The organism is Serratia sp. Sp408 (assembly GCF_057180665.1).
Map to the genome: position 1 here is coordinate 58312 of NZ_JBXUFT010000011.1, position 24446 is coordinate 82757.

General features: G+C 58.1%; 23 protein-coding genes. 10 read left to right on the top strand and 13 right to left on the bottom strand.

From position 1 onward, the window contains the following. Positions 1-10: 10 nt before the first annotated feature. The gene (locus AC2AXP_RS21755) at positions 11-769 is read left to right on the top strand and encodes a DeoR/GlpR family DNA-binding transcription regulator (protein ID WP_004958834.1); all 759 of its coding nucleotides are present in this window, start codon (positions 11-13) and stop codon (positions 767-769) included. An 82-nt stretch (positions 770-851) separates the two neighbouring features. Here the strand turns inward: AC2AXP_RS21755 and speD are convergent, their stop codons facing one another. The 3 genes from speD to AC2AXP_RS21770 all read right to left on the bottom strand — a co-directional run bounded on the left by speD (position 852) and on the right by AC2AXP_RS21770 (position 3013). Continuing rightward, positions 852-1646 (bottom strand): adenosylmethionine decarboxylase, encoded by a 795-nt coding sequence (gene speD / locus AC2AXP_RS21760; RefSeq protein ID WP_004958838.1) that lies wholly within the window; start codon positions 1644-1646, stop codon positions 852-854. Between the two features lie 25 nt (positions 1647-1671). Then, entirely contained in the window at positions 1672-2532 is an 861-nt protein-coding gene (gene speE, locus AC2AXP_RS21765; RefSeq protein WP_039992566.1) for a polyamine aminopropyltransferase, read from the bottom strand. Positions 2533-2665: 133 nt separating this feature from the next. Beyond that, on the bottom strand, positions 2666-3013 hold the full coding sequence (locus AC2AXP_RS21770; protein ID WP_102991096.1) for a YacC family pilotin-like protein: 348 nt from the start codon (positions 3011-3013) through the stop codon (positions 2666-2668). 156 nt (positions 3014-3169) lie between these two features. On the opposite strand from AC2AXP_RS21770, the gene cueO reads away from it, so the two are divergent. Together cueO and hpt are read left to right on the top strand one after the other, a co-directional pair. Continuing rightward, entirely contained in the window at positions 3170-4807 is a 1638-nt protein-coding gene (cueO, locus tag AC2AXP_RS21775) for a multicopper oxidase CueO (protein ID WP_004958843.1), read from the top strand. 164 nt (positions 4808-4971) lie between these two features. Then, entirely contained in the window at positions 4972-5508 is a 537-nt protein-coding gene (hpt, locus tag AC2AXP_RS21780) for a hypoxanthine phosphoribosyltransferase (protein ID WP_004958848.1), read from the top strand. 40 nt (positions 5509-5548) lie between these two features. Here the strand turns inward: hpt and can are convergent, their stop codons facing one another. Continuing rightward, positions 5549-6214: a carbonate dehydratase gene (can, locus tag AC2AXP_RS21785; RefSeq protein WP_004958851.1), complete on the bottom strand. Its 666-nt coding sequence runs from the start codon at positions 6212-6214 to the stop codon at positions 5549-5551. 188 nt (positions 6215-6402) lie between these two features. On the opposite strand from can, the gene AC2AXP_RS21790 reads away from it, so the two are divergent. The 3 genes from AC2AXP_RS21790 to AC2AXP_RS21800 all read left to right on the top strand — a co-directional run bounded on the left by AC2AXP_RS21790 (position 6403) and on the right by AC2AXP_RS21800 (position 9531). After that, entirely contained in the window at positions 6403-7326 is a 924-nt protein-coding gene (locus AC2AXP_RS21790; RefSeq protein WP_004958853.1) for an ABC transporter ATP-binding protein, read from the top strand. Further along, positions 7323-8093, top strand: a complete 771-nt coding sequence (locus tag AC2AXP_RS21795) for an ABC transporter permease (protein ID WP_004958857.1) — start codon at positions 7323-7325, stop codon at positions 8091-8093. Before AC2AXP_RS21790 ends, AC2AXP_RS21795 begins: the two co-directional genes overlap by 4 nt. Before the next feature lie 157 nt (positions 8094-8250). Next, on the top strand, positions 8251-9531 hold the full coding sequence (locus AC2AXP_RS21800) for a polysaccharide deacetylase family protein (protein ID WP_004958862.1): 1281 nt from the start codon (positions 8251-8253) through the stop codon (positions 9529-9531). A 36-nt stretch (positions 9532-9567) separates the two neighbouring features. On the opposite strand, the gene panD is transcribed toward AC2AXP_RS21800, so the two are convergent. The 3 genes from panD to panB all read right to left on the bottom strand — a co-directional run bounded on the left by panD (position 9568) and on the right by panB (position 11748). Further along, entirely contained in the window at positions 9568-9948 is a 381-nt protein-coding gene (gene panD / locus AC2AXP_RS21805; protein ID WP_004958864.1) for an aspartate 1-decarboxylase, read from the bottom strand. Positions 9949-10077: 129 nt separating this feature from the next. Then, positions 10078-10932: a pantoate--beta-alanine ligase gene (panC, locus tag AC2AXP_RS21810; protein ID WP_004958867.1), complete on the bottom strand. Its 855-nt coding sequence runs from the start codon at positions 10930-10932 to the stop codon at positions 10078-10080. 21 nt (positions 10933-10953) lie between these two features. Further along, positions 10954-11748, bottom strand: a complete 795-nt coding sequence (gene panB / locus AC2AXP_RS21815) for a 3-methyl-2-oxobutanoate hydroxymethyltransferase (RefSeq protein WP_004958869.1) — start codon at positions 11746-11748, stop codon at positions 10954-10956. 164 nt (positions 11749-11912) lie between these two features. Here panB and qseB point away from each other — a divergent pair, with 164 nt between their 5' ends. Next, entirely contained in the window at positions 11913-12575 is a 663-nt protein-coding gene (qseB, locus tag AC2AXP_RS21820) for a quorum sensing response regulator transcription factor QseB (RefSeq protein WP_004958872.1), read from the top strand. Beyond that, positions 12572-13930 (top strand): quorum sensing histidine kinase QseC, encoded by a 1359-nt coding sequence (gene qseC / locus AC2AXP_RS21825; protein WP_484381932.1) that lies wholly within the window; start codon positions 12572-12574, stop codon positions 13928-13930. The genes qseB and qseC overlap by 4 nt, the downstream gene beginning before the upstream one ends. 33 nt (positions 13931-13963) lie before the next feature. Here qseC and folK read toward each other — a convergent pair whose 3' ends face one another. The 6 genes from folK to thpR form a co-directional block, all read right to left on the bottom strand. Next, positions 13964-14467, bottom strand: a complete 504-nt coding sequence (gene folK, locus AC2AXP_RS21830) for a 2-amino-4-hydroxy-6-hydroxymethyldihydropteridine diphosphokinase (RefSeq protein WP_004958877.1) — start codon at positions 14465-14467, stop codon at positions 13964-13966. A 100-nt stretch (positions 14468-14567) separates the two neighbouring features. Beyond that, positions 14568-16103 carry a polynucleotide adenylyltransferase PcnB gene (gene pcnB, locus AC2AXP_RS21835; RefSeq protein WP_374956469.1) on the bottom strand — a complete coding sequence of 512 codons (1536 nt, stop codon included), beginning with the start codon at positions 16101-16103 and terminating at the stop codon, positions 14568-14570. Between the two features lie 219 nt (positions 16104-16322). Continuing rightward, positions 16323-17234, bottom strand: a complete 912-nt coding sequence (gene gluQRS, locus AC2AXP_RS21840) for a tRNA glutamyl-Q(34) synthetase GluQRS (RefSeq protein ID WP_198773663.1) — start codon at positions 17232-17234, stop codon at positions 16323-16325. A 73-nt stretch (positions 17235-17307) separates the two neighbouring features. Continuing rightward, positions 17308-17763, bottom strand: coding sequence for an RNA polymerase-binding protein DksA (gene dksA, locus AC2AXP_RS21845; protein ID WP_004958885.1), 456 nt, complete (start codon positions 17761-17763; stop codon positions 17308-17310). Between the two features lie 182 nt (positions 17764-17945). Further along, positions 17946-18653: a DNA/RNA nuclease SfsA gene (gene sfsA, locus AC2AXP_RS21850; RefSeq protein WP_004958887.1), complete on the bottom strand. Its 708-nt coding sequence runs from the start codon at positions 18651-18653 to the stop codon at positions 17946-17948. A 12-nt stretch (positions 18654-18665) separates the two neighbouring features. Beyond that, entirely contained in the window at positions 18666-19193 is a 528-nt protein-coding gene (thpR, locus tag AC2AXP_RS21855) for an RNA 2',3'-cyclic phosphodiesterase (protein WP_039991761.1), read from the bottom strand. A 72-nt stretch (positions 19194-19265) separates the two neighbouring features. Here thpR and hrpB point away from each other — a divergent pair, with 72 nt between their 5' ends. Further along, positions 19266-21704: an ATP-dependent helicase HrpB gene (gene hrpB, locus AC2AXP_RS21860; protein WP_182646434.1), complete on the top strand. Its 2439-nt coding sequence runs from the start codon at positions 19266-19268 to the stop codon at positions 21702-21704. Between the two features lie 175 nt (positions 21705-21879). After that, positions 21880-24387, top strand: coding sequence for a bifunctional glycosyl transferase/transpeptidase (mrcB, locus tag AC2AXP_RS21865; RefSeq protein ID WP_004958895.1), 2508 nt, complete (start codon positions 21880-21882; stop codon positions 24385-24387). Positions 24388-24446: the final 59 nt, after the last annotated feature.

Genomic DNA, 24446 nt, shown 5'->3' on the forward strand with positions numbered 1-24446 from the left:
TCAAGAGCCTATGAAGTCACAACATCGTCTGGACCAGATCCTGGACTATTTAAAGGGCCATAATCTGGTCACGGTTGAACAATTAGTGCATGCAATCGATGCGTCGCCGGCCACCATCCGGCGCGATCTGATCAAACTGGATGAGCAGGGCATTATCAACCGTAGTCACGGTGGCGTGGCGCTCAACCGTTTTATTCCCGCACAGCCAACCACCAACGAGAAGCAGCTGCGCCACCAGCAGGAAAAACAGGCGATCGCCAAATATGCCTTGTCGATGATCAATCCCGGTGATGCGGTGGTGCTGGATGCCGGCACCACCATGCTCGAACTGGCGCGTAATTTGACACATTTGCCGTTGAGGGTGATCACCGCCGATCTGCGCATTGCCCTGTTCCTGTCGGAGTTCAAGCAAATCGAAGTCACGATTATCGGTGGGCGTATCGATGACAGCAGTCAATCCTGTATTGGTGATCACGGGCGTAAGCTGTTGCGCGGGATTTATCCGGATATTGCCTTTATCAGCTGTAACTCGTGGAGTCTGGAAAAGGGAATTACCACGCCGACCGAAGAGAAGTCCGGCCTGAAGCAGGATCTGGCGGCCAATGCGCGCCGTCGAGTGCTGTTGGCCGACAGCAGCAAATATGGCGCCTATTCCCTGTTTTGCGTTGCGCCGCTCAGCAGCCTGACCGATATCGTCACCGACCGCGCTCTGCCGCAGGAGACACAACGCCAGCTTGACCAGCTACCTGGTCAATTATGCCTGGTTTAGCACGCTGCCAACGAGTGACCGACGGCGGGGCGACCCGCGCCGAACATCAAAACAACGGGGCAGCCAAGGCCGCCCCGTTTTGTTACAGATGCGGAATGTTCCGCCCGTAATAGATCTCCTGCATCTCTTTCCACAGCAGATCGGTAATCCGTTGCCGTTCTTCCTCGCTCAACGCTTCCGGCTTGGCGTTAAACAGATAGTGCTTCAGATCGAAATCCTTCAGCAGCATCTTGGTATGGAAGATATTTTCCTGATAAACGTTCACATCCATCATGTGATAAAGCGACTTCATATCTTCAGACATAAAGTTCTGGATCGAATTGATCTCATGATCGATGTAATGCTTCACGCCGTTGACATCACGGGTAAAACCGCGCACGCGGTAATCCATGGTGACGATATCCGATTCCAGTTGGTGAATCAGATAGTTGAGCGCTTTAAGTGGTGAAATGACGCCGCAGGTCGACACTTCGATGTCGGCGCGGAAGGTACACAGTCCGCCTTCCGGATGGCTTTCCGGGTAGGTGTGCACGCAGATATGGCTCTTGTCCAGGTGCGCAACCACCGTATTGGGCAACGGGCCGGGATGTTCCGAGGTATCAACGTCTTTCGGATCGACCGGCTCTTCGCTGACCAGGATGGTGACGCTGGCGCCTTGTGGCTCGTAGTCCTGACGTGCAATGTTCAGAATGTTGGCGCCAATGATTGAGCAGGTCTCGCTGAGGATCTCGGTCAGGCGATTGGCGTTGTACTGTTCGTCAATGTAGGCGATATAGCCGTCGCGATCGTCTGCGGTTTTGGCGTAACAGATATCGTAAATACAAAAACTCAGGCTTTTGGTCAGGTTATTGAAGCCGTGCAGTTTTAGCTTGTGCAATTTGGTTCACCTCCTGCGACCCCAGTCATTCTGGAGATAGGGCATTGAGTAAATATTGCGGCAGGGCAAAGCTGCCGGTGTGGATAGCCGGGTTGTAATAACGGCAGTGTAAACCGCTTTGGTTAAAGCGCTGTTGCAGCGTGGCCAGATCGTGTTGACGCAGCGCCGGATCCTGGCTCGCCCAGGCAAAGGTCATGATACCGCCGTAATAGGTCGGGATCGCTGCCTGATAGAAGCTGACGTCCTGGAAATATGCACTCAGGCGGGTGTGACTGTTGACGGCCTCATCCTGTTGCAGGAAACACACGCCGTTCTGTGCCACAAAGACGCCGCCGTCGTTCAGACAACGTGCGCAACCCTGGTAAAACGCCGACGTAAACAGGCTTTCGCCAGGACCGATCGGATCGGTGCAGTCAGAGATGATCACATCGAACTTTTCATCGGTCTGATTAACAAAGTTAACGCCGTCGTCAATCACCAGCTTGAAGCGCGGGTCGTCATATGAACCGGCATTGTGGTTGGGCAGGTACTGGCGGCAGAACTCCACCACTCCGGCATCGATTTCTACCATGGTGATGCGCTCAACGCCTTGATGTCGGCTGACTTCGCGCAGCATACCGCCGTCACCGCCACCGATGATCAGCACGCTTTTGGCTTGTCCATGCGCCAGCAACGGCACGTGGGTCATCATTTCATGATAGATGAACTCATCGCGTTCGGTGGTCTGAACCACACCGTCGAGCGCCATGACGCGGCCCAGCACCGGGTTTTCGAAGATAACCAGGTCCTGATGATCGGTTTTCTCACGGTACAGCACCTTCTCTACCGAGAAGTACTGGCCGAAGCTGGCATGTAACGTTTCATGCCAAATATCTTTCTGGGTCATGTCGGGAAACTCCGTAATAACAGCCATGAAAAATTGGCGCAACATCATAGCTAACTCTGCCTGAGGTTGCACGGCTGAATTTCAATCAATCGGGATGACGGGCAGGAGGGCGGCGGCCAGTAGCCGACCGCAGTTAGTTGGCGTAAGCCAGAAGGCTGAGCGAGTCGCGTGCCAGTGACTTGCATTTTTTCGGGGTTGGAATGGCAATGCCGCTAAGATCGCGGTAGCTCTCTTCCCCCAGCGCCTTCATATTGAAACTATTATAGTTGCTGAGATCCCAGCGATTTTGCTGGGCAAAGTACACGATGGCGCGTTTGATCTGGGCGTTGGGTAAATCACCGTAACCGCAATCGTTTTTCAGGAAAACGAACACCGCGGTCAGATCGGCCAAATCTTCCGCTTCTGATTCGTTCAGCGCCAGGCTGGCGTTGGAAAAGCCCAGCATGGTCAGCAACAGCAGCAATAACCTGGTTTTTTTAATCATGAAAGTAGACCTGTTTGTTGTCCACAGACGTTATCACACTTGGCCGCGCGGGCACCAAATATTATTAGTGGCAGTTAATGCTTGACCTTCCTCCAAGGGGAGGGTTTAGGCTGTCATCGTAGAGTCGTGTCACTAAGGAAAGGGAGCATACCGATGTTACGCCGTGATTTTATCCGATTGACCGCCGCGCTGGGCGCGGCAAGCGCGCTGCCGCTATGGAGTCGAAGCGTCTGGGCCGCCGATTTGCCGGCGCTGCCGATACCGCCGCTGCTGGAGCCAAACGAACAGGGAAAGCTGACGCTGGCACTGCAAACCGGCGAAGTGAAATGGTTACCGAACGCCGCCACCAAAACCTGGGGCATCAATGGTGCTTTGCTGGGGCCGGCGGTGCGTTTGCAGCGCGGTAAATCGGTGACGGTAGACATGACCAATCGTCTGCCGGACGCCAGCACCATCCATTGGCACGGTCTGGAAATTCCAGGCAACGTCGACGGCGGCCCGCAGGCGCTGATCCAACCGGGCAGCACCCGCACGGTGAATTTCACCGTCGATCAACCTGCCGCTACCTGCTGGTTCCACCCGCATACCCATGGCAAGACCGGTCATCAGGTGATGATGGGATTGGCTGGGCTGGTGCTGTTGGAAGATGATGAAAGCAGCAAATTGCCGTTGCCGAAAACCTGGGGTAAAGACGACGTGCCGGTGATTCTGCAAGACAAACGGCTGGGTAAAGATGCGCAGATTGACTATCAACTGGACGTGATGAGTGCGGCGGTTGGCTGGTTTGGCGATCGCATGTTTACCAATGGCGCGCAGTATCCACAACATATCGCCCCACGCGGCTGGCTGCGCTTGCGTTTGCTTAACGGTTGCAACGCGCGCTCGCTCAACGTGGCAACCAGTGACAACCGTCCTTTATACGTGATTGCCAGCGACGGGGGTTTTCTGGCCGAGCCGGTAAAACTGAGCGAATTGCCCATGCTGATGGGGGAGCGCTTTGAAGTCCTGGTCGATGCCAGCGACGGCAAGCCTTTTGATATCGTCACCCTGCCGGTGAAGCAGATGGGCATGACGTTGGCGCCGTTCGACCAGCCATTGCCAGTGCTGCGCATTCAGCCGTCACTGGGACAGGGAGTGAAGAGCATGCCGGACAGCCTGGTCAAGTTACCGGCGCTGCCGGCGGTAAGCGGTATTCAAGAGCGCTGGTTGCAATTGATGATGGATCCGAAACTGGACATGCTGGGCATGCAGGCGCTGATGGACCGTTACGGCCACCAGGCGATGGCCGGTATGAGCATGGATCACGGCGCGATGCCGGGCATGGATCATGGTGCGATGCCGGGCATGGATCATGGTGCGATGAAGGGCATGGATCACGGCACGATGAAGGGCATGGATCACGGTGCAATGAAAGGCATGGATCATGGCGAGAAAGCGTTCGATTTCAGCCAGGGCAACAAGATCAATGGTAAAGCCTTTGATATGAACCAGCCGATGTTTGCCGCCAAACGGGGTCAGTACGAAAAGTGGACCATTTCCGGCGAAGGCGACATGATGCTGCACCCGTTCCATATTCATGGCACGCAATTTCGTATTTTGAGCGAAAATGGCAAACCGCCAGCGGCGCACCGTTGCGGCTGGAAAGACACCGTGCGGGTCGAAGGTGGGCGCAGTGAAGTGCTGGTGCAGTTCAACCATACCGCCAGCGCCGAGCAGGCCTATATGGCGCACTGCCATCTGCTGGAGCATGAAGATACCGGCATGATGCTGGGCTTTACCGTCGCGGATTAAGCGGGCTACCGTCTGTCACGCTGTGGCCACCATCGGCGCCAGCGTGACAACGGCCGAGCGATTTCCACGGCTCGTCAACCGGCAGTAGCGGTGGACTCGCGTCGCCAGCGTCGGCAGGCTATGCTAAACTCTGCGCCTTTCTTCCGGCAACTGACCTGAAAACTATGAAACACACTGTAGAAGTAATGATTTCCGAGCAGGAAGTTAAGACCCGTATCGCCGAACTTGGCCGTCAGATCACCGAACATTACCGCGACAGCGGCAGTGAAATGGTGCTGGTCGGTTTGCTGCGTGGTTCATTCATGTTCATGGCCGATCTGTGCCGTACCATCGAAGTCTCCCATGAAGTCGATTTCATGACGGCTTCCAGCTACGGCAGCGGCATGTCCACCACCCGGGACGTGAAAATCCTCAAGGATCTGGACGAAGACATTCGCGGCAAAGACGTGCTGATCGTGGAAGATATTATCGATTCCGGCAACACGCTGAACAAGGTGCGTGAAATTCTGGCGCTGCGTGGGCCGAAATCGCTGGCTATCTGTACGCTGTTGGACAAACCGGAACGCCGCGAAGTGGACGTGCCGGTCGAATACGTCGGTTTCACCATTCCCGATGAGTTCGTGGTCGGCTACGGCATCGATTATGCTCAACGCTATCGCCATCTGCCGTACGTCGGCAAAGTGGTATTGCTCGACGAATAATCGCCACGTTTCAGGGCGCGTGTTACCGCGCCCTGAGGGTTTAAATGTCCTTCAGGCCTTTCTCTTGCAGCAGCGTTGAGATCGCCTTGCGATAGCCCATTTCCAGGCTTTCGCGGCTGGTGGCCACCACTTCCAGATCGCGCAGTCGACCATCTTGAATACCGTATACCCAACCGTGAATCATCACTTTTTGCCCGCGTTTCCAGGCGGACTGCATGATGGTGGAATGGCCGAGGTTGTAGACCTGCTCGATCACGTTGATCTCGCACAGCACATCCAGACGCTCTTCCGGTTCGAGTTCTCCCAGCAGCGAGCTATGCTTGTACCACAGGTCGCGGATATGCAGCAGCCAGTTGTTAATCAATCCCAGTTCCGGGTTTTCTACCGCCGCCTGCACGCCGCCGCAACCCAGATGGCCGCAGATGATGATGTGTTCAACTTCCAGCACGTCAACGGCGTACTGCACTACCGACAGGCAGTTCAAATCGGTGTGAATCACCAGGTTGGCTACGTTACGGTGCACGAACAGTTCACCCGGCTCCAGTCCGGTCAGACGTTCGGCGGGGACTCGGCTGTCCGAGCAACCAATCCATAAAAAGCGCGGTTTTTGCGCCTGAGCCAAACGTTCAAAAAAACCGGGGTCTTCCTGGTTGATATTGGCGGACCAAGCCTGATTGTTGGCGATGAGTCTTTCGATTTCTTTCATGGAGGTTATTGACCTGTAATGAACAGTTTGCGTTGGGGTAATATAGGGCAAGCATCACAATTTTGAAATCGGAACAGTGATGTTAACCGCACGGATTCGACTCAGTGAAAGCGCTGCCAATGATAAGATATAGCCAATCATTACAAAAGACAGCAGCATACTCATCGTCATAAGGTACTCTCTAATTTATGAATTATGCACTGGAATTAGCGCAGTTGACCAAGACTTACGCCGGTGGCGTCAAGGCATTGCGCGGTATCGATCTCAACGTCGAGGCAGGGGACTTTTATGCCTTGCTGGGGCCTAACGGCGCAGGTAAATCCACCACTATCGGCATTATCAGTTCGCTGGTGAACAAGTCTACCGGCACGGTGCGGGTGTTCGGTTACGACATCGACAAGGATATCGTCAACGCGAAGCGCCAACTGGGGCTGGTGCCGCAGGAGTTCAACTTCAACCCGTTTGAAACCGTGATGCAGATTGTGGTCAATCAGGCCGGCTACTATGGCGTTACGCGCCGTGAAGCGCTGGAGCGGGCGGAAAAATACCTGTCGCAGCTCGATCTGTGGGGCAAGCGCAATGAGCGGGCGCGCATGCTGTCCGGCGGCATGAAACGCCGTTTGATGATTGCCCGTGCGCTGATGCATCAGCCGAAATTGCTGATCCTCGATGAACCGACCGCCGGGGTGGATATTGAACTGCGCCGTTCGATGTGGGGTTTTCTAAAAGAACTCAACGCGCAGGGCACCACCATTATCCTGACCACGCACTACCTGGAAGAAGCCGAAATGCTGTGCCGCAACATCGGCATCATTCAAAACGGCGAGCTGGTGGAAAACACCTCGATGAAAGGCCTGCTGGCGAAGCTGAAATCTGAAACCTTCATCCTCGATCTGGCGGCGAAAAGCCCGCTGCCAACGCTGGATGGTTATATCAGCCGACTGGTGGACACCTCGACGCTGGAGGTGGAGGTGATGCGCGAACAGGGCCTGAACGGCCTGTTTACCCAGCTGAGCGCGCAGGGCGTGCAGGTGCTGAGCATGCGTAACAAGGCCAATCGCCTGGAAGAGCTGTTTGTCACCCTGGTTAACGGTAATGGAGAAAAAGCATGACACGTTTGTATTGGGTGGCATTGCAAAGCATTTGGGCCAAAGAAATCAACCGGTTTGCGCGTATCTGGATCCAGACGCTGGTACCACCGGTGATCACCATGACGCTGTATTTTATTATCTTCGGTAATCTGATTGGTTCGCAAATCGGCAATATGCATGGTTTCACCTACATGCAGTTTATCGTTCCCGGCCTGATCATGATGGCGGTTATCACCAACTCCTACGCCAATGTGGCCGCTTCGTTCTTCAGCGCCAAGTTCCAGCGTAATATCGAGGAGTTGCTGGTAGCGCCGGTGCCGACCCACGTAGTGATCGCCGGCTATGTCGGCGGCGGCGTGGCGCGCGGGATTTGCGTCGGCATACTGGTAACGGCGATTTCGCTGTTCTTTGTACCGCTGCAGATCCATGCCTGGTGGGCGATTGCCGTCACGCTGTTGCTGACCGCGATCCTGTTCTCGCTGGGCGGTTTGCTCAATGCGGTGTTCGCCAATACCTTTGACGATATCAGCCTGATCCCGACGTTTGTCCTGACGCCGCTGACCTACCTGGGCGGGGTGTTTTATTCGCTGTCGCTATTGCCGCCGTTCTGGCAGGCGGTGTCGAAGCTGAACCCGATCGTCTACATGATCAGCGGCTTCCGCTACGGTTTCCTTGGCATCAGCGATGTGCCGCTGGCGTTTACCATGGCGGTGCTGGTGGCATTTATCGTGGTGTTCTACCTGCTGGCGTGGTATCTGATTGAACGCGGCCGCGGTCTGCGTAGCTGATAACCGTTTCCCCGCGTCGATCCGGCGCGGGGTACATTATTGATGTACCCCAATGATTCGACGTTAACTGCTTGCTTCCCCTTGATCGAATCGTGCTAAGCTTAGGCTCCATTTTTCCTCCATTTTGTTATTACGCACTCGTAAGCAGAACACACTCATGCGCCTTCAAATCAAGATAGCGGCGGGTCTGGCCGGCATTTTCATGTCGATGCTGGCACCGGCGGCAGTTGCCAACCTGTTGTCGCAAGACGGCGTGGTCAAACCGGCCTATATGGAAGTCAAACGTGACAGCGAAGTCTATTCACTGATAGGCGAACAGGTTATTCCGGCAGGGGAAGTGAAGGAAGGGCAACTGATCCAGGTATTTCCGGCCGACGCGGAATACTATGAACTGAAATTTGGTCACGGCATTGGCTTTATCGATAAGGACGACGTGGCGAGTCTTGGCAAGGCGCGTAAGGTAAAAGACGATTTGGGCGAGCTGAACAAGCCGCTGAGCAATCAAAACCTGATTACCCAAAAAGCCATCAATATTTATACCGATGCCGACAACAAGAGCGAGATTTTCGGCATTCTGGAAGAGAACCTGCGCTATCCGATCATCGGCAAGCTGAAAGACCGGCTGAACAATACCTGGTATGAGATTAATGTCGGCGAACGCCTGGGATTTGTCAGCGAGCTGGACTGCGAGATCGATAACGGTATCCCGGTGCTGACCTACCATCATTTGCTGAAAAACGACGAGAACAAACGCTTCCGCCATACCTCGACCACCACTTCGGACGTGGCGTTCAGCAACCAGATGACCTATCTGAAGCAGGCGGGTTATGACACCCTTTCGCTCTACCAGTTGGAAGCCTATCTGAAGAATCGCATCAATCTGCCGGGCAAGGCGGTGGTGCTGACGTTTGACGACGGGCTGAAGTCGGTTTATCGCTATGCCTATCCGGTGCTTAAACAGTATGGTTTCCGCGCGACGGCGTTTATTATCTCGTCACGCATCAAGCGCCAACCGCAGAAGTGGAATCCGGACTCGCTGCAGTTTATGAGCGTTTCCGAACTGAAGGAAATACAGGACGTGTTCGACATTCAATCGCACACCCACTTCCTGCACCGCGTCGACGGCTATCGTAAACCGATATTGCTCAGTCGCTCGCTGCACAATATCGAGTTCGATTTTGAACGCTCACGCCGCGCGCTGTCGCAGTTTAATCCGCACGTGCTGTATCTGTCCTACCCGTTTGGCGGCTATAACCAGCGAGCCATTCAGGCGGCGCAGGACGCCGGTTTTCGTATGGCGGTGACCACCGTGCAGGGCAAGGTCAAACCCGGTGACAATCCGTATACCTTGAAGCGGCTGTATATTCTACGTACCGATTCGATCCAGACCATGGCGGACCGCATTGCCAACAAGCCGGGAACGGTGGTGGTGCAGTAAGGGGATAGCGGGCGCCGACGGGCGCCCGTTGGAGCATCAGGCGACCTGAACCGGCACCGCTTTCGCTTTGCGCTGCAGCTGGTTATCACCTTCGAAGTAGGCGACCTTCGGATGGTGCTGGCGTGCGTCGGCGTCGCTCATCTGAACGTAAGAACAAATGATCAGCTTATCGCCAACGCAGGCGCAACGCGCTGCCGCGCCGTTGACCGAAATAATGCGCGATCCGCGCTCGGCGGCAATCGCATAGGTGGAAAAACGTTGTCCGTTATCAACGTTGTAGATATCGATCGCTTCGTATTCCAGAATGCCGGCCGCCTCCAGGAAATCCTGGTCGATGGCGCAGGAGCCTTCGTAGTGCAAGTCGGCCTGAGTCACTTTCACCCGATGCAGCTTGCCTTGCAGCATAGTACGTATCATAGCTTTACCTAACTGAATATCGGCCTTTGCAGGCGCTGGGTTGAATATTGATCACCGGTATCGTCACCGATATCCCGCAGGTTGTCTACTTTCCAGCACGGGAATCGATGACGACTGTACAAAAAACAACTACTGCGTCAGATCCACCTGCTGGTTGTCAATCAGCCGCGCCTTGCCCAGCCAGGCGGCCATCAGCACTACCGCGCGCCGGCTGTCGACGCTCAGCGGTTGCAGGCTGTCGGCGTCGCGAATGAACAGTTCGTCCGGCGTAAAGCCGGCGGCGCGTAGCTGGTCGGCGGCCTGCGCCAGCAGATCGTCGACCTGACGTTCACCATTGCCCAGTCGCTCGGCCAGCGCGTTCATGATCTTGCTGAGCTGTGGCGCCAGCTTGCGCTGTTCCGCGCTCAGGTAGCCGTTACGCGAACTGAGTGCCAGCCCGTCCTTGGCGCGCACGGTTGGCACGCCGATGATATCGATGTCGTAGCCCATATCGGCGACCATCTTGCGGATCAGCGCCAACTGCTGATAGTCCTTTTCGCCGAAGCAGGCCAAATCCGGCTGCACCAGATTGAACAGTTTGCTGACGATGGTCGACACGCCACGAAAATGACCCGGACGGCTGGCGCCCTCCAGCATGGTGGAGATGCCCGGCACGTCAACGTAGGTCTGTTGCTCCAGCCCTTGCGGATACACTTCGACCGGTGCCGGAGAGAACACCAGATCGACATTGCGGCGGTTGAGCTTTTCGCAGTCCTCTTGCAGGGTGCGCGGGTAACGCGTCAGATCTTCAGGGCGATCGAACTGCATGGGGTTGACGAAGATGCTAACCACCACCACGTCACCGCGGGCGCGCGCTTCGTCGACCAGCGTCATGTGACCTTCGTGCAGGTTGCCCATGGTTGGCACCAGCGCGATGCGTTTGCCTTCCTGGCGCCAGCGGCGAATGTGCTGGCGCAACACTGGCAGGGTTTGAATAATCAGCATAATGGCTCCCGAGGCGCTGTGTTAGTTGAAAGAGTGCTCTGCCGCAGGGTAGATACCCTGTTCGACTTCCTGAATATAGTGTTGCACCGCGCTGCGTAAGTCGCCGCTTTGCGCCAGGAAATTCTTGGCAAATTTCGGCGTATGCCCGCCGGTAATGCCAAAGGCGTCGTGCATCACCAGAATCTGGCCGTCGGTACCGTTGCCCGCGCCGATGCCGATCACCGGAATGCTCAGCGCTTCAGTGATGTTGCGCGCCAGTTCGGTTGGCACGCATTCCAGCACCAGCAGCTGAATGCCGGCAAACTCAAGGTTTTTCGCGTCTTCCATCAACTGTTTGGCGGCCAGTTCGTCACGCCCCTGCACCTTGTAGCCGCCGAACAGATTAACCGACTGCGGCGTCAGTCCCAGGTGGCCGCACACCGGCACCGCGCGCTCCGTCAGCATTTTCACCGTCTCGCACAGCCAGCTGCCGCCTTCGATTTTCACCATATTGGCGCCGGCGCGCATCACTTCAGCGGCGTTGGCAAAGGTTTGCTCTGGTGTGGCGTAAGCCATGAACGGCAGATCGGCCAACAGCAGACATGCCGGCGCGCCGCGGCGCACCGCGCGGGTGTGATAGGCGATGTCGGCCACGGTAACCGGCAGTGTAGAATCATGTCCTTGCAGCGTCATACCCAACGAGTCGCCGACCAGCATCAGTTTGATGCCTTGCTCTTCAAACAGCTTGGCAAAACTGGCATCGTAGGCGGTCAGCGTCGCAAATTTGCGCTGTTCCTGTTTCCATTGGCGCAAATGGGTCACGGTGGTGGGTTTCATCACGGGTCTCCTGAATAGCGCCGGGCGTTCTGTGTCGGCGCTGGCTGCAAAAAAGTGCAGTCATTCTACTGTAACCCAACGGGGGTGGGTAGCGACGATAGCGGTGGTTAAGATGTTCTTAAGAACCTTGTGATGTAATCGACCAAAACCAGAAAAGGACGCACATGAGAATTCTGTTGATTGAAGACGATAAGATTATTGGCGACGGCATCAACGTTGGGTTGACCAAACTGGGCTTCAATCTGGATTGGTTCACCGACGGCGTTATCGGTCGGCAGGCGTTGACCAGCGCCCCCTACGACGCGGTGATCCTTGACCTCAGTCTGCCGGGCATCGATGGGCTCGATCTGCTGCGTGAGTGGCGCGAGGCCGGGCACGACGTGCCGGTGCTGATCCTGACCGCGCGCGATGCGCTGGAACAGCGGGTCAGCGGCTTGCAGAACGGCGCCGACGATTATCTGTGCAAGCCGTTTGCGCTGGCGGAAGTGGCCGCGCGGCTGCAGGCGCTGATCCGGCGCCGTCACGGCCAGCTGACGCCACAACTGGTGCACGGCAAACTGGTGTTTGATACCGCCGCACGTAGCGTCTGCCTGAACGGTGAGCCGGTGATCCTCACGCCGCGCGAACTGGCGGTGCTCGAACTGCTGCTTAACAACAAGGGGCGGGTGCTGGCACGGCCATTGATTCAGGAAAAATTGTACAACTGGGATGACGAAGTCAGCAGCAACGCGGTCGAAGTGCATATCCATCATCTGCGCCGCAAGTTGGGCAATGGCGTGATCCGCACCGTGCATGGCGTGGGATATACGCTGGGAGACGCCGAGTGAAGCGTCTGAGCCTGCGGTTACGCCTGATAATCATCTTCAGCCTGCTGGCGTTACTGACCTGGTGCATCGCCAGCGCGGTGGCGTGGAATATCACGCGCCATAACATCGACCAACTGTTCGACACCCAGCAAATGCTGTTCGCCAAGCGGCTGGCGACGGCCAATCTGGGCGATCTGTCAACGCAGCAGGCGGCGCGCAGCCTGCCGGCGACCAAAAAACTGGTCAACCACGGCAAACGCGGTGAGCAGGAGGACGATGCGCTGGCATTTGCCATTTTCAACAGTGACGGCCAGATGCTGCTCAACGATGGCGAAAACGGCGCCGATATGACGTTTGACGGCAAACGCCAGGGGTTTGTCAATGGTCGGCTGAAGGACGATGACGACCTGTGGCGACTGGTATGGCTGACCAGCCCCGATAGCCAGCATCGCATTGTGGTCGGGCAGGAACTGGATTACCGGCAGGATATGGCGCTGTCGCTGGTGACCGGGCAACTGACGCCGTGGCTGGTAACGCTGCCGCTTTTGATGCTGCTGATGGCGCTGATGGTCGGCCGCGAACTGCGGCCGTTGCGCACGGTCGCCGCCGGTTTACGCCAGCGCGCGCCGGACGATGCCACGCCGATCGCAGCGCAGCGGGTGCCGACCGAAGTGCGTCCGTTGGTGGATGCGCTGAACGCGTTGTTTGCACGGATCAATACCATGCTGCTGCGCGAACGGCGTTTTACCTCCGACGCGGCGCACGAGCTGCGCAGCCCGCTGGCGGCACTGCGGGTGCAAACCGAGGTGGTGCAGTTGGCCGGCGACGATGTCGCGATGCGTGAACGGGCGGTGGAAAACCTGTCCGTCAGTATCGATCGCGCTACGCGGCTGGTGGATCAGTTGCTGACCCTCTCGCGGTTGGACGCGCTGCCCAACCTGGACGGGCAAGCGCCGGTGGACTGGGGGCAACTGGTGCCGGCGACGCTGGCAGAGCAGGAACATCATGCCCACCAGGCGGGCGTAACGCTGCGCTATCAGCCACAGGGCGCGCCGTCGCCACGTTCAGGCGATGGGCTGCTGCTGTCGCTGCTGGTGAGAAACTTGCTGGACAATGCGGTGCGCTACACGCCGACGGGGAGCGCCGTTACGGTGACATTGAACGCCGCTGAACTGCGGGTTGAGGACGAGGGGCCTGGCGTTACGACGCAGCACCTGGCTCGGCTGGGTGAGCGCTTTTACCGACCGCCAGGGCAGGAACAGACCGGCAGCGGATTGGGGGTTTCCATCGTGCAGCGCATCGCCGATCTGCATGGTTTGCGGGTCAGTTTCGCCAATCGGCGCGAAGGGGGATTTGTCGCCAGGGTGCTGTTCTAGCGTGAGCTGCCTGGACGCATCGTGTCTGCGGCGTCAGGCGGAATGCCACAGCCTCATACCGTTCATCGGCACGCGCTTCAGGCAGTCGGCCAGCGCTTCGCCGTCGGGCAGAATCAGATCCGGGGCGATTTCCGCCAGCGGATACAACATGAACTCACGCTCTTTCAGGCCGTAATGCGGCACCGTCAGGCGGTCGGTGTTGATGACCCGATCGCCATACAGCAGCATGTCGAGATCGAGCGTGCGCGGCCCCCAGCGTTCGTCCTTGCGGACGCGTCCCTGATTGCGTTCAATCGCCTGAGTGTGATCGAGCAACTGTTCGGCGGGCAGTCGGGTGTCAACCGCCACCACCGCATTGAGGAAGTCCGGCTGGTTCTGCGGCCCCAGCGGTTTGGTACGGTAAAACGAGGAGCAGGCGATCAACTGGGTGCGAGGTATATGCGCCAACGCCTCCAGGGCCGTGTTCACCTGTTGCAGCGGCTGCGCCAGGTTGCTACCCAGCGCGATGTAAACTCTGAAGAATTCAGGCTGCGTCATCAGCGTTACCAGGCAAAACCCCGGCCGCCTGGTTTACCAGGTGCCCGGGAAGCGCCAATGTCGACGCAGCGTGAAGTATGACGAGTAACAACGCAGATCATTATGCTCCTTCTTTGCGTGGCGCTCTGCGGCGCGGTCGGCGCTGACGCGAGCGTCGCGGTGCCGGATCTTCGCCCAGCGTGCTCAACATGGTTTTCTGGCGTGCCGGAGTGGCATCCTGGAATTCGTCCCACCATTCGGCCAGGCGCAGCATTTCCGGATTGTTTTCCACCTGGGCGCGCAACGCCAGCAGATCGTAGGCGGCACGGAACTTGGGATGCTCCATCAGCTTGTGTGCCCGTTTGCCCTGACGGCGCGATAGGCGCAGCTGCAGCTGCCAGATATCACGTACCAGCGTGGTGATCCGTTTTGGGATCGCCAGTGAACGACACTGTTCGTCCAGCACGTCATTCATCGCCAGCGCAAAGGCATCGTAATACGCCAGACCGCTTTCCTGTGCCAGCTTTTGCGCATGTTCCAGCAACGGATACCAAAGCATAGCAGCAAACAGGAACGCCGGGTTGACGCGCATATCATTCTGCAAACGGTGATCGGTGTTTTTCAGCACCTGTACCAGCATGCGCTCCATTGGCGTGTCATGGTTTGGCGTAAAGTTGCGGGCGATCAGCGGGAACAGCGGCTGGAACAGCTGGTATTCGCACAGCTTCAGATAGGTCGGGAAACCGTAGCCGGATTGCAGCAGCTTGAGGGATTCCTCAAACAGCCGGGCCGGTGGGATTTCATGCAGCAGCGATGCCAGGCGCGGAATCGGCTCGGCCGTTTCGTTGCTGATGGTCATATCCAGTTTGGCGGCGAAACGCACCGCGCGTAGCATGCGCACCGGATCTTCGCGGTAGCGGGTTTCCGGATCGCCAATCAGGCGAATCACGCCTTGTTGCAGATCGCGCATGCCGCCAACGTAATCACGCAGGGTGAAGTCCGCCACGCCGTAATACAGGCTGTTGATGGTAAAGTCACGACGTTGGGCATCTTCTTCGATCGAACCGAAAATGTTGTCGCGCAGCAGCATGCCGTTTTGTGCCTGCTGGGAGGAGTTCTTGTCGTGCTCCGGGTTGGGCTCATGATGGCCGCGGAAGGTGGCGACTTCGATGATTTCCGGCCCGAACATCACGTGCGCCAGACGGAAACGGCGCCCTACCAAGCGACAGTTGCGGAACAGCTTGCGTACCTGTTCCGGCGTGGCGCTGGTGGTGATGTCAAAATCCTTCGGCTTTTTGCCGAGCAGCAAATCACGCACGCCGCCGCCGACCAGATAGGCTTCATAGCCGGATTTGTTCAGGCGGTAGAGCACCTTCAGCGCGTTTTCGCTGATGTCCTTGCGCGAAATGGAATGCTGTTCGCGTGGGATCACGGTCATTGGGCGCGTTCCCTCGCTGGCGGGCACGGGTGGACGTTTGCGCGCCGGGCGACGGGCTGGCTGATCTCTGCCGCCGTCGGCCTGTGGCGCTGGGGATGGGGTTGCCACAACGCTTTCTTCGCGAACTACGTTTTTATCGTTGGCCGGCGTTGTTTCGCGGGCCACCTTGTCATCGCGGATTAGTACCTTACGGCAGAAATTGGCTACTCGGGTAAAAATGGTACACCTCGATAGTGACTGATAAAAATGGAGCTGCCCTGCATATTTCAAGCTGCAACGCCATCGACTACGCGCTGGCCTGTCTCGGCGGGGCTTTCCCCCTGCGAGAGGCGCGGCATGCCACGGCGGCTTCTGTTCGCGGCAGATTTGCCAGCCGATCGCTGCCTGGCTGCACCTTGAAATCTATTGGGCATATAAAAAATAGCGGCTAATCATAGCTCACCATGGCTCTTTTGAGAATGCCGTTGTGTTTTCGTCCAGGGTAATTGCCTGTCGACGCGGTACGTTTTCCAACCGCCAATGGGCGATTGCAAAGCGTAATAATAATGGCAGATCAAGATCTTGCCAGTTTTCCGGCAGCGGCTGGTGCAAAAATTTCAGTGCGGCGACCAGCAGCGGGCGCGGATCGCCGGTAGGCAACGGCGGTGCATGATTCTGTTTGGACAGTTTCAGGCCGTGTTCACCGAGCGCCAACGGCAGGTGTACATAGCGCGGTACCGGCGCCTGCAACTGATGATACAGCGCAATCTGCCGCACGGTAGGTTCGATCAGATCCGCGCCGCGCACGATTTCGTTGACGCCCTGGAAGTGATCGTCGACCACCACCGCCAGATTATAGGCGAACAGGCCGTCGCGCCGACGGATGATAAAATCCTCCTGCGCCAGCGCCGGGTCGGCCTGCAGGCGGCCCTGCAGGCGATCGTCAAACGCGTAAACCGGAGCGCTTTGCCGCAGGCGAATGGCGGCAGCGTGTGCGCCGAGCTGCAGGTCGCGGCAATGGCCGTCATACAGCCCGCCAATCTGCTGGATGCGGCTGCGGGTACAGGTGCAGTAATAGCTGAGCCCCTGCTGTTGTAGCCAGTCCAGAGTAGCGCGGTAAGCGTCGTGACGTTGGGATTGATAGACGACCTGGCCGTCCCAGTGGAGACCATAGTGTTCCAGCGTGGCCAGGATACGATCGGCGGCACCGGCGACTTCGCGCGGCGGATCGATATCTTCGATGCGTACCAGCCACTGCCCGCGTTGGGCGCGAGCCTGAAGAAAACTTCCCAGAGCGGCAATCAGCGAACCGAAATGCAAATCTCCGGAAGGTGAGGGGGCGAAGCGCCCCACATAATGACGTTCTTGCATAGCCTGGGAAGTTGGGTTCCCTGTTGCTTAAAACGGCGCGTGGTGAAACGCGCCGCCAGCGTTGACAACGGTATTAACCGGCCATCTGCTTTTCGCGGATTTCAGCCAGTGTCTTACAGTCGATGCACAAATCGGCGGTCGGGCGCGCTTCCAGGCGTCGAATGCCGATCTCCACGCCGCATGATTCGCAGAAGCCAAAATCTTCGTCTTCTACTTTCTTCAGCGTTTTTTCGATCTTTTTGATCAGTTTGCGTTCACGGTCACGGTTACGCAGTTCAAGGCTGAACTCTTCTTCCTGCGCGGCACGGTCGACCGGATCCGGGAAGTTGGCAGCTTCGTCTTGCATATGCGATACAGTACGGTCTACTTCGTCCCTGAGCTGGTTGCGCCACGCTTCAAGAATGCGCTTAAAATGCGACAGCTGGGCGTCGTTCATATACTCTTCGCCCGGCTTCTCTTGGTACGGCTCCACCCCAGCGATGGCGAGAATGCTCAAGGACGAGGTTTTACGGTTTTGCCCTTCTTGCATGTTGCTTCTCCTACATACACACGCACTATCGAATCCCCAATGCGGGGGAAAAACAGGCCGCTATAAATAACAGATGGGAAGTAGGTTGGCAATTATTCCTGTCGCCTGCTTGACAATCGTGTGAAGGAAGGCGTATTTGGCGACGCAATATCCGGTTGTCGAAATATTTGTTCCCGGAATCGCTAATCGATAAAAAACGGTAACTTATCTTCAAGATATATACCGTCAGGTGATAATTTAGCCCCATAACAAACCACTTCTACACCCTGCAGCCGAACCTGAGCCAACAGTGACGCATAATGCGCATCTATATGATGAGCGGGGGCGACATGGTCGATGCCACTGTGTAACACGGCAAAAAACAATACCGCCCGCTGCCCGCTTGCAGCCACGCTCTGCAACTCGCGTAAATGCTTCTGCCCTCTGAGCGTGACGGCATCAGGGAAGTAACCACGTTTCTGTTGCAATAATGTGACCGACTTGACTTCAATATAGCAGTTAACGCGGTTTTCTGCCTGTAATAACAAATCGATACGACTGTTTTCACCGCCATATTTTACTTCGCCGGTCATTTTACTGTAACCGGATAATTCACTGATTAAATTACGTTCAATGGCTTCGCGTACCAGAGCGTTGGCACGCAGAGTATTGACGCAGATCCAGTCGCCCTGTTGGGTGTGCGTCAGCTCCCAGCTATGGGCATATTTGCGTTTGCCATTGGTCGACGTGGAGTACCACACGGTGTCGCCGGGCGTGGCGCAGCCGGTCATGGCGCCGGTGTTGGCGCAGTGCAGGGTAAAGGTATCGCCTTGCGGCGTCACTACATCGGCCAGAAAGCGCTTGTAACGTTTAATCAGCGTGGCGGATTGCAGCGGCGGGGTAAATTCCATGGATGTTCCTGCTTATTTTAGCGGCCAGTGCGCCAGCGGCTGATAGCGCGTGCGGCCATGTTCGAATACCGATTGATACAGGGAAAATTGTGTGGCTGGCATCACCCAGCCCGGAGTCGACGGCGGCAGCGCTATCGGTCGGGTGGCGGCGCGCAGTAGCGTAATATGTGGATGGAATGGCAGCGGGCTTTGGAAGCAGCCGCTGCGTGCCGCCTGCGAGCGCAGCATATCGGCCAGTTGCAGCAGTCCGCGCGGCGCGCGCTTGCAGCCGAGCCATACTACGCCGGGTCGCGGCCAATGGCCGAGATCGTCCAGGGTAATGCTGAACCCCGGCTGACGGATGCGTCCGGCCAGTTGCGTCAACGCCGCTTCTTTCTGCGCGCTGACGTCACCGAGAAACGCCAGCGTCAGATGCAGATTGGCTGCGGCCACCGGGCGGCCGTGTTCAGGCTGAAACGCCTCGGCGCGCCAGCGAATTACCGGTTGCTGCAAGGCGTCGGGCAGGCTGAGGGCAAAGAACAGGCGGCGGCTACTGGACATAACGATCTCATTGATTGAAGGCAACATACTGTACAATGCCCGGTTTTGAATGTTAACCACCACGGAGAGACTGTGTCTTCATTGCCCGTCAGCGCGATACTCGATGAACTGCTCACTGCATTGCACAGCGCACCGCAGGTGCTGCTGCACGCCCCTACCGGTGCCGGCAAATCGACCTGGCTGCCGTTGCAGATCCTGGCGCGAGCGGGATTGCCGGGGCGCATTATCATGCTCGAGCCCCGCCGGCTGGCGGCAAAAAACGTCGCTTACCGCCTGGCGCAGCAACTGGGGGAAGAGCCGGGCGCAACGGTGGGCTACAGCATGCGGGCCGAAACGCGCAGCGGGCCTGATACCCGCCTGATGGTGGTGACTGAAGGGGTGCTGACCCGCATGTTGCAGCAGGATGCCGAATTGCAGGGCGTCTCGCTGGTGATCCTCGATGAATTTCATGAGCGCAGCCTGCAGGCGGATTTGGCGCTGGCGCTGCTGCTCGACGTGCAACAGGGGCTACGCGACGATCTGAAGCTGCTGGTGATGTCGGCGACGCTGGACAATGCGCGCCTGTCACCGCTGTTGCCGGACGCGCCGGTGGTGGTGTCGGCAGGGCGCAGCTTCCCGGTAGAGCGTCACTATCATTCTCTGGCCAGCTACCCGCGGCTGGAAGATGGCGTGGCGGCGGCGGTCAAGCGCCTGCTGGCTGAGCAGCACGGCTCGCTGCTGCTGTTCCTGCCGGGGGTGGCGGAGATCAACCGGGTACAGGAACGCCTTAATGGTGCCGTCGCCAGCGATGTCGATCTTTGCCCGCTGTACGGCGCGCTGCCGCTCGCACAGCAACAGCGGGCGATCCAGCCGGCGGCTGCCGGGCGACGCAAGGTGGTGCTGGCGACCAATATTGCCGAAACCAGCCTGACCATCGAAGGCATACGGCTGGTGGTCGACAGCGGGTTGGAGCGCGTCGCGCGTTACGACCCGCGCAGCGGTCTGACACGGTTGCTGACACAGCGTATCAGCCAGGCGTCGATGATCCAGCGAGCCGGCCGCGCCGGACGCCTGGAGCCGGGCATCTGCTGGCATCTGTTTGCCAGGGAGCAGGGCGAGCGCGCCGCCGAGCATGCCGAGGCGGAAATAGGACAAAGCGATTTGTGCGGTTTTTGGCTGGAGCTGCTGCAATGGGGCTGTGTGGATCCCGGGCAACTGACCTGGCTCGATGCGCCCCCCGCAAGCGCACTGGCGGCGGCGCAACGCCTGCTGCATTCCCTTGGCGCCACCGACGACGGCGGCAAGCTGACCGTCGCCGGGCGGCAAATGGCGATGATGGGCTGTGAACCCCGACTGGCGGCGATGCTGCATGCCGGCGCGCAATCAGGCGCCGATGGGCTGGCGACCGCGGCGCTGCTGGCGGCACTGTTGGAGGAGCCGCCGCGCGGGGGAGCCATGGATATCGATTACTGGCTGAGTCGCCCGCAGCCGCATTGGCAACGGCGCGCGCGCCAGCTTGCCCAACGGCTGCCGGGGCGTGCCGGTCAGGTGGATGTCACGCTGGCGCCGCGTTTGCTGGCGCAGGCCTTCGCCGACCGCATTGCCCAACGGCGTGGCCAGGATGGCCGTTACCTGTTGGCAAACGGCATGGGTGCCGCAATGGATCAGGATGAGGCTCTGTCGCGCACGCCGTGGCTGATTGCACCCGCGTTGTTACAGGGAGCCAACAGTCCCGATGCACGCATCCTGTTGGCGTTGCCGGTAGATATCGAGGCATTGGCCGCACAGTTGCCGCACCTGATACGGCAGCAGACCGCCGTCGAGTGGGATGAGGAGAAGGGCACGCTGCGCGCCTGGCAGCGCCAGCAGATTGGCCGCCTGACGCTGAAAGCCCGACCGTTGGCAAAACCGGCGGACGACGCGCTGCAACAGGCGCTGATCGAGTGGGTACGCACGCAGGGGCTGGCGGTGCTGGGTTGGGATAGCGCAGCCGAGCAACTGCGTATTCGTTTACAATGCGCACAGCGCTGGCTGCCGGAGGCCGACTGGCCAGCGGTGGATGATGAGACCCTGTTGGACTCGCTGGAGCGCTGGCTGCTGCCATCTCTCGGCGGCGTGCGGGATTTACGCGGGCTCAAGCAGGTCAACCTTGCCGAGGCCCTTGGTCGGCTGCTCGACTGGCAACAAAAGCAGCGGCTGGATAATGCGTTGCCCACTCATTACACTGTGCCGACCGGCAGTCGCCTGCCGATCCGTTACGATGCGGACAAGCCGCCGCTGTTGCCGGTGCGTTTGCAGGAAATGTTTGGTGAACAGCGCAGTCCGATGCTGGCCGAGGGTCGCATCGCGGTGGTGCTTGAGTTACTCTCTCCGGCGCACCGACCGCTGCAAATTACCGGCGATCTGGCGGCGTTTTGGCAAGGGGCCTACCGCGAAGTGCAAAAAGAGATGAAAGGGCGCTACCCGAAGCACTTATGGCCTGACGACCCGGCCAACGCCGCTCCGACGCGGCGTACCAAGAAATACCAATAGGCGGATGTGCTGGTCGCGACGGCGACCCGGGCTGAGCCTGGCGACGTGCCGTGATGCAGTGGTGCTGGTTTAGGGTATAGAATTCAGATGTTTCTTCTGTTCACGCGTCCGGTGCAGGAACAGATTAAGCGATTCATTTACGGCCACGGGCCGTTCAGCGTGGAGAACAACGGCAATGGCTGGGGATGACCGCGAACCCATTGGGCGCAAAGGCAAGCAACCGAAACGCAGCGCATCGCGCAAACCGCTGCGCCGTCGCAGAGACGACGACTATGATGATTTTGAAGCAGATGACTATCAGGATGAGTATGAGGATGAAGACTATGATGACCAGGAGCAACGCATGCCGCGTAAGGTAAAAGCTGCCCCACCGCGTAAAAAACGCCGCTGGCTTGGCCTGATTGTTAAAATCATTCTGGTGATTGCCGTGCTGCTGGCGGTGTACGGCGTCTACCTTGATTCCCAGATCCGCAGCCGCATTGACGGCAAGGTCTGGCAGTTGCCGGCGGCGGTCTATGGCCGCATGGTCAACCTTGAACCGGGCATGCCGTACAGCAAAAAGGAAATGGTCGATCTGCTGGAAGGGATGCAGTACCGCCAGGTGAGTCGCATGACGCGTCCGGGAGAATTTACCGTACAGGCCAACAGCATCGAAATGCTGCGTCGTCCGTTTGACTTCCCGGATGGCAAGGAAGGCCAGATCCATGCGCGTCTCGATTTCCAAAACAATCGGCTCGCCAAAATCGAAAACATGGAAAACCGGCGCAGCTTCGGTTTCTTCCGCCTGGATCCGCGACTGATCACCATGTTGCAATCGCCTAACGGTGAGCAGCGACTGTTTGTACCGCGTAGCGGTTTCCCCGATCTGCTGGTGGATACGCTGATCGCTACCGAAGACCGCCACTTCTATGAGCATGGCGGCGTCAGCCCGTACTCCATCGGCCGTGCGCTGGTGGCCAACCTGACCGCCGGTCGTGCGGTGCAGGGTGGCAGTACCCTGACACAACAGTTGGTGAAGAACCTGTTCCTGACCAATGAACGCTCGCTGTGGCGTAAGCTCAACGAAGCCTACATGGCGTTGCTGGTCGATTACCGTTACAGCAAGGATCGCATTCTGGAGCTGTACCTCAACGAGGTGTATCTCGGCCAGAGCGGCAGCGATCAGATTCGTGGTTTCCCACTGGCCAGCCTGTATTACTTCGGTCGCCCGGTCGATGAGCTGAGCCTCGATCAGCAGGCGTTGCTGGTCGGCATGGTAAAGGGCGCGTCGCTGTATAACCCGTGGCGTAACCCGAAACTGGCGCTTGAACGCCGTAATCTGGTGTTGAAACTGTTGCAGAACCAGGGGGTTATCGATGCCGAGCTGTACAATATGCTCAGCGCGCGTCCATTGGGCGTGCAGCCGAAAGGCGGCGTGATTACCCCGCAACCGGCCTTTATGCAATTGGTGCGTCAAGAATTGCAGGCCAAACTGGGTGACAAGGTCAACGACCTGTCGGGGGTGAAGATCTTCACCACCCTCGATCCGGTATCGCAGGATGCGGCGGAAAAAGCGGTGGAAACCGGCGTGCCAGCACTGCGCGCCGCGCGTAACGTCAAGGATCTGGAAGCGGCGATGGTGATCGTCGATCGCTTCAGCGGCGAAGTGCGTGCCATGGTCGGCGGCTCCGATCCGCAATATGCCGGCTTCAACCGTGCGATCCAGGCGCGCCGTCTGGTGGGCTCTCTGGCCAAGCCGCCAACCTATCTGACCGCGTTGTCTGAACCGGACAAGTACCGTTTGAACACCTGGCTGGCGGATGCGCCACTGTCGTTGAAGCAGCCGAATGGCAGCGTATGGCAGCCAAACAACTACGATCGCCGATTCCGTGGCAAGGTGATGCTGGTGGATGCGCTGGCCAACTCGCTGAACGTACCGACGGTAAATCTGGGGATGGCGGTCGGGCTGGATCAAATCAGCGCCACGCTGCAACGTCTGGGTATTCCGAAGGCGGAAATCAACCCGGTGCCGTCGATGCTGTTGGGGGCGATTGGCCTGACGCCGATGGAAGTGGCACAGGAATACCAGACCATCGCCAGCGGTGGTAACCGTGCGCCGTTGTCGGCTCTGCGTTCGGTGATCGCCGAAGATGGCAGCGTGCTGTACCAGAGCTTCCCGCAGGCGGAACGCGTGGTGCCGGCACAGGCGGCCTATCTGACGCTGTATGCGATGCAGCAGGGCGTAGCGCGCGGTACGTCGCGCTCGCTGTCGGTGAAGTTCCCGAATTACCATCTGGCGGCCAAAACCGGTACCACCAACGACCTGCGTGACAGCTGGTTTGCCGGCGTGGACGGCAAAGAGGTGGCGATTGCCTGGGTGGGGCGCGACAACAATGGCCCGGCCAAGCTGACCGGCGCCAACGGCGCGCTGACGCTGTATCGTCGTTATCTGGAGAACCAGACGCCGTTGCCATTGATGCTGCAACCGCCGGAGGGCATTAGCCAGATGAACATTGACGGCGACGGTAACTTTATCTGCGGCGGCGGCGGTCGCACTCTGCCGGTATGGACCGATAACCCGGACGGGTTGTGTCAGGCCAGTCAGGCGGCGATCCAGCAACAGCAGGAACAGCAGCAGCCGCAAAACGAGCAGAAGGGTGCTGACGGCGTTGCCGGCTGGATTAAGGATATGTTCGGCCAATAATTCAGGCGCAGAAATGTAAAATCGCCTACAAGAATCCGCTTGTTTTGTTACTCGGCCCG

Excerpts from the sequence above, each read along its gene's own strand:
- AC2AXP_RS21790 (WP_004958853.1), top strand. The coding sequence starts at position 6,403 with ATGAATTATGCACTGGAATTAGCGCAGTTGACCAAGACTTACGCCGGT.
- hpt (WP_004958848.1), top strand. The coding sequence starts at position 4,972 with ATGAAACACACTGTAGAAGTAATGATTTCCGAGCAGGAAGTTAAGACC.
- folK (WP_004958877.1), bottom strand. The coding sequence starts at position 14,467 with ATGACGCAGCCTGAATTCTTCAGAGTTTACATCGCGCTGGGTAGCAAC.
- panB (WP_004958869.1), bottom strand. The coding sequence starts at position 11,748 with ATGAAACCCACCACCGTGACCCATTTGCGCCAATGGAAACAGGAACAG.
- qseB (WP_004958872.1), top strand. The coding sequence starts at position 11,913 with ATGAGAATTCTGTTGATTGAAGACGATAAGATTATTGGCGACGGCATC.
- AC2AXP_RS21800 (WP_004958862.1), top strand. The coding sequence starts at position 8,251 with ATGCGCCTTCAAATCAAGATAGCGGCGGGTCTGGCCGGCATTTTCATG.
- panC (WP_004958867.1), bottom strand. The coding sequence starts at position 10,932 with ATGCTGATTATTCAAACCCTGCCAGTGTTGCGCCAGCACATTCGCCGC.
- speE (WP_039992566.1), bottom strand. The coding sequence starts at position 2,532 with ATGACCCAGAAAGATATTTGGCATGAAACGTTACATGCCAGCTTCGGC.
- mrcB (WP_004958895.1), top strand. The coding sequence starts at position 21,880 with ATGGCTGGGGATGACCGCGAACCCATTGGGCGCAAAGGCAAGCAACCG.
- cueO (WP_004958843.1), top strand. The coding sequence starts at position 3,170 with ATGTTACGCCGTGATTTTATCCGATTGACCGCCGCGCTGGGCGCGGCA.
- panD (WP_004958864.1), bottom strand. The coding sequence starts at position 9,948 with ATGATACGTACTATGCTGCAAGGCAAGCTGCATCGGGTGAAAGTGACT.
- dksA (WP_004958885.1), bottom strand. The coding sequence starts at position 17,763 with ATGCAAGAAGGGCAAAACCGTAAAACCTCGTCCTTGAGCATTCTCGCC.
- thpR (WP_039991761.1), bottom strand. The coding sequence starts at position 19,193 with ATGTCCAGTAGCCGCCGCCTGTTCTTTGCCCTCAGCCTGCCCGACGCC.
- can (WP_004958851.1), bottom strand. The coding sequence starts at position 6,214 with ATGAAAGAAATCGAAAGACTCATCGCCAACAATCAGGCTTGGTCCGCC.
- AC2AXP_RS21795 (WP_004958857.1), top strand. The coding sequence starts at position 7,323 with ATGACACGTTTGTATTGGGTGGCATTGCAAAGCATTTGGGCCAAAGAA.
- AC2AXP_RS21755 (WP_004958834.1), top strand. The coding sequence starts at position 11 with ATGAAGTCACAACATCGTCTGGACCAGATCCTGGACTATTTAAAGGGC.
- gluQRS (WP_198773663.1), bottom strand. The coding sequence starts at position 17,234 with ATGCAAGAACGTCATTATGTGGGGCGCTTCGCCCCCTCACCTTCCGGA.
- sfsA (WP_004958887.1), bottom strand. The coding sequence starts at position 18,653 with ATGGAATTTACCCCGCCGCTGCAATCCGCCACGCTGATTAAACGTTAC.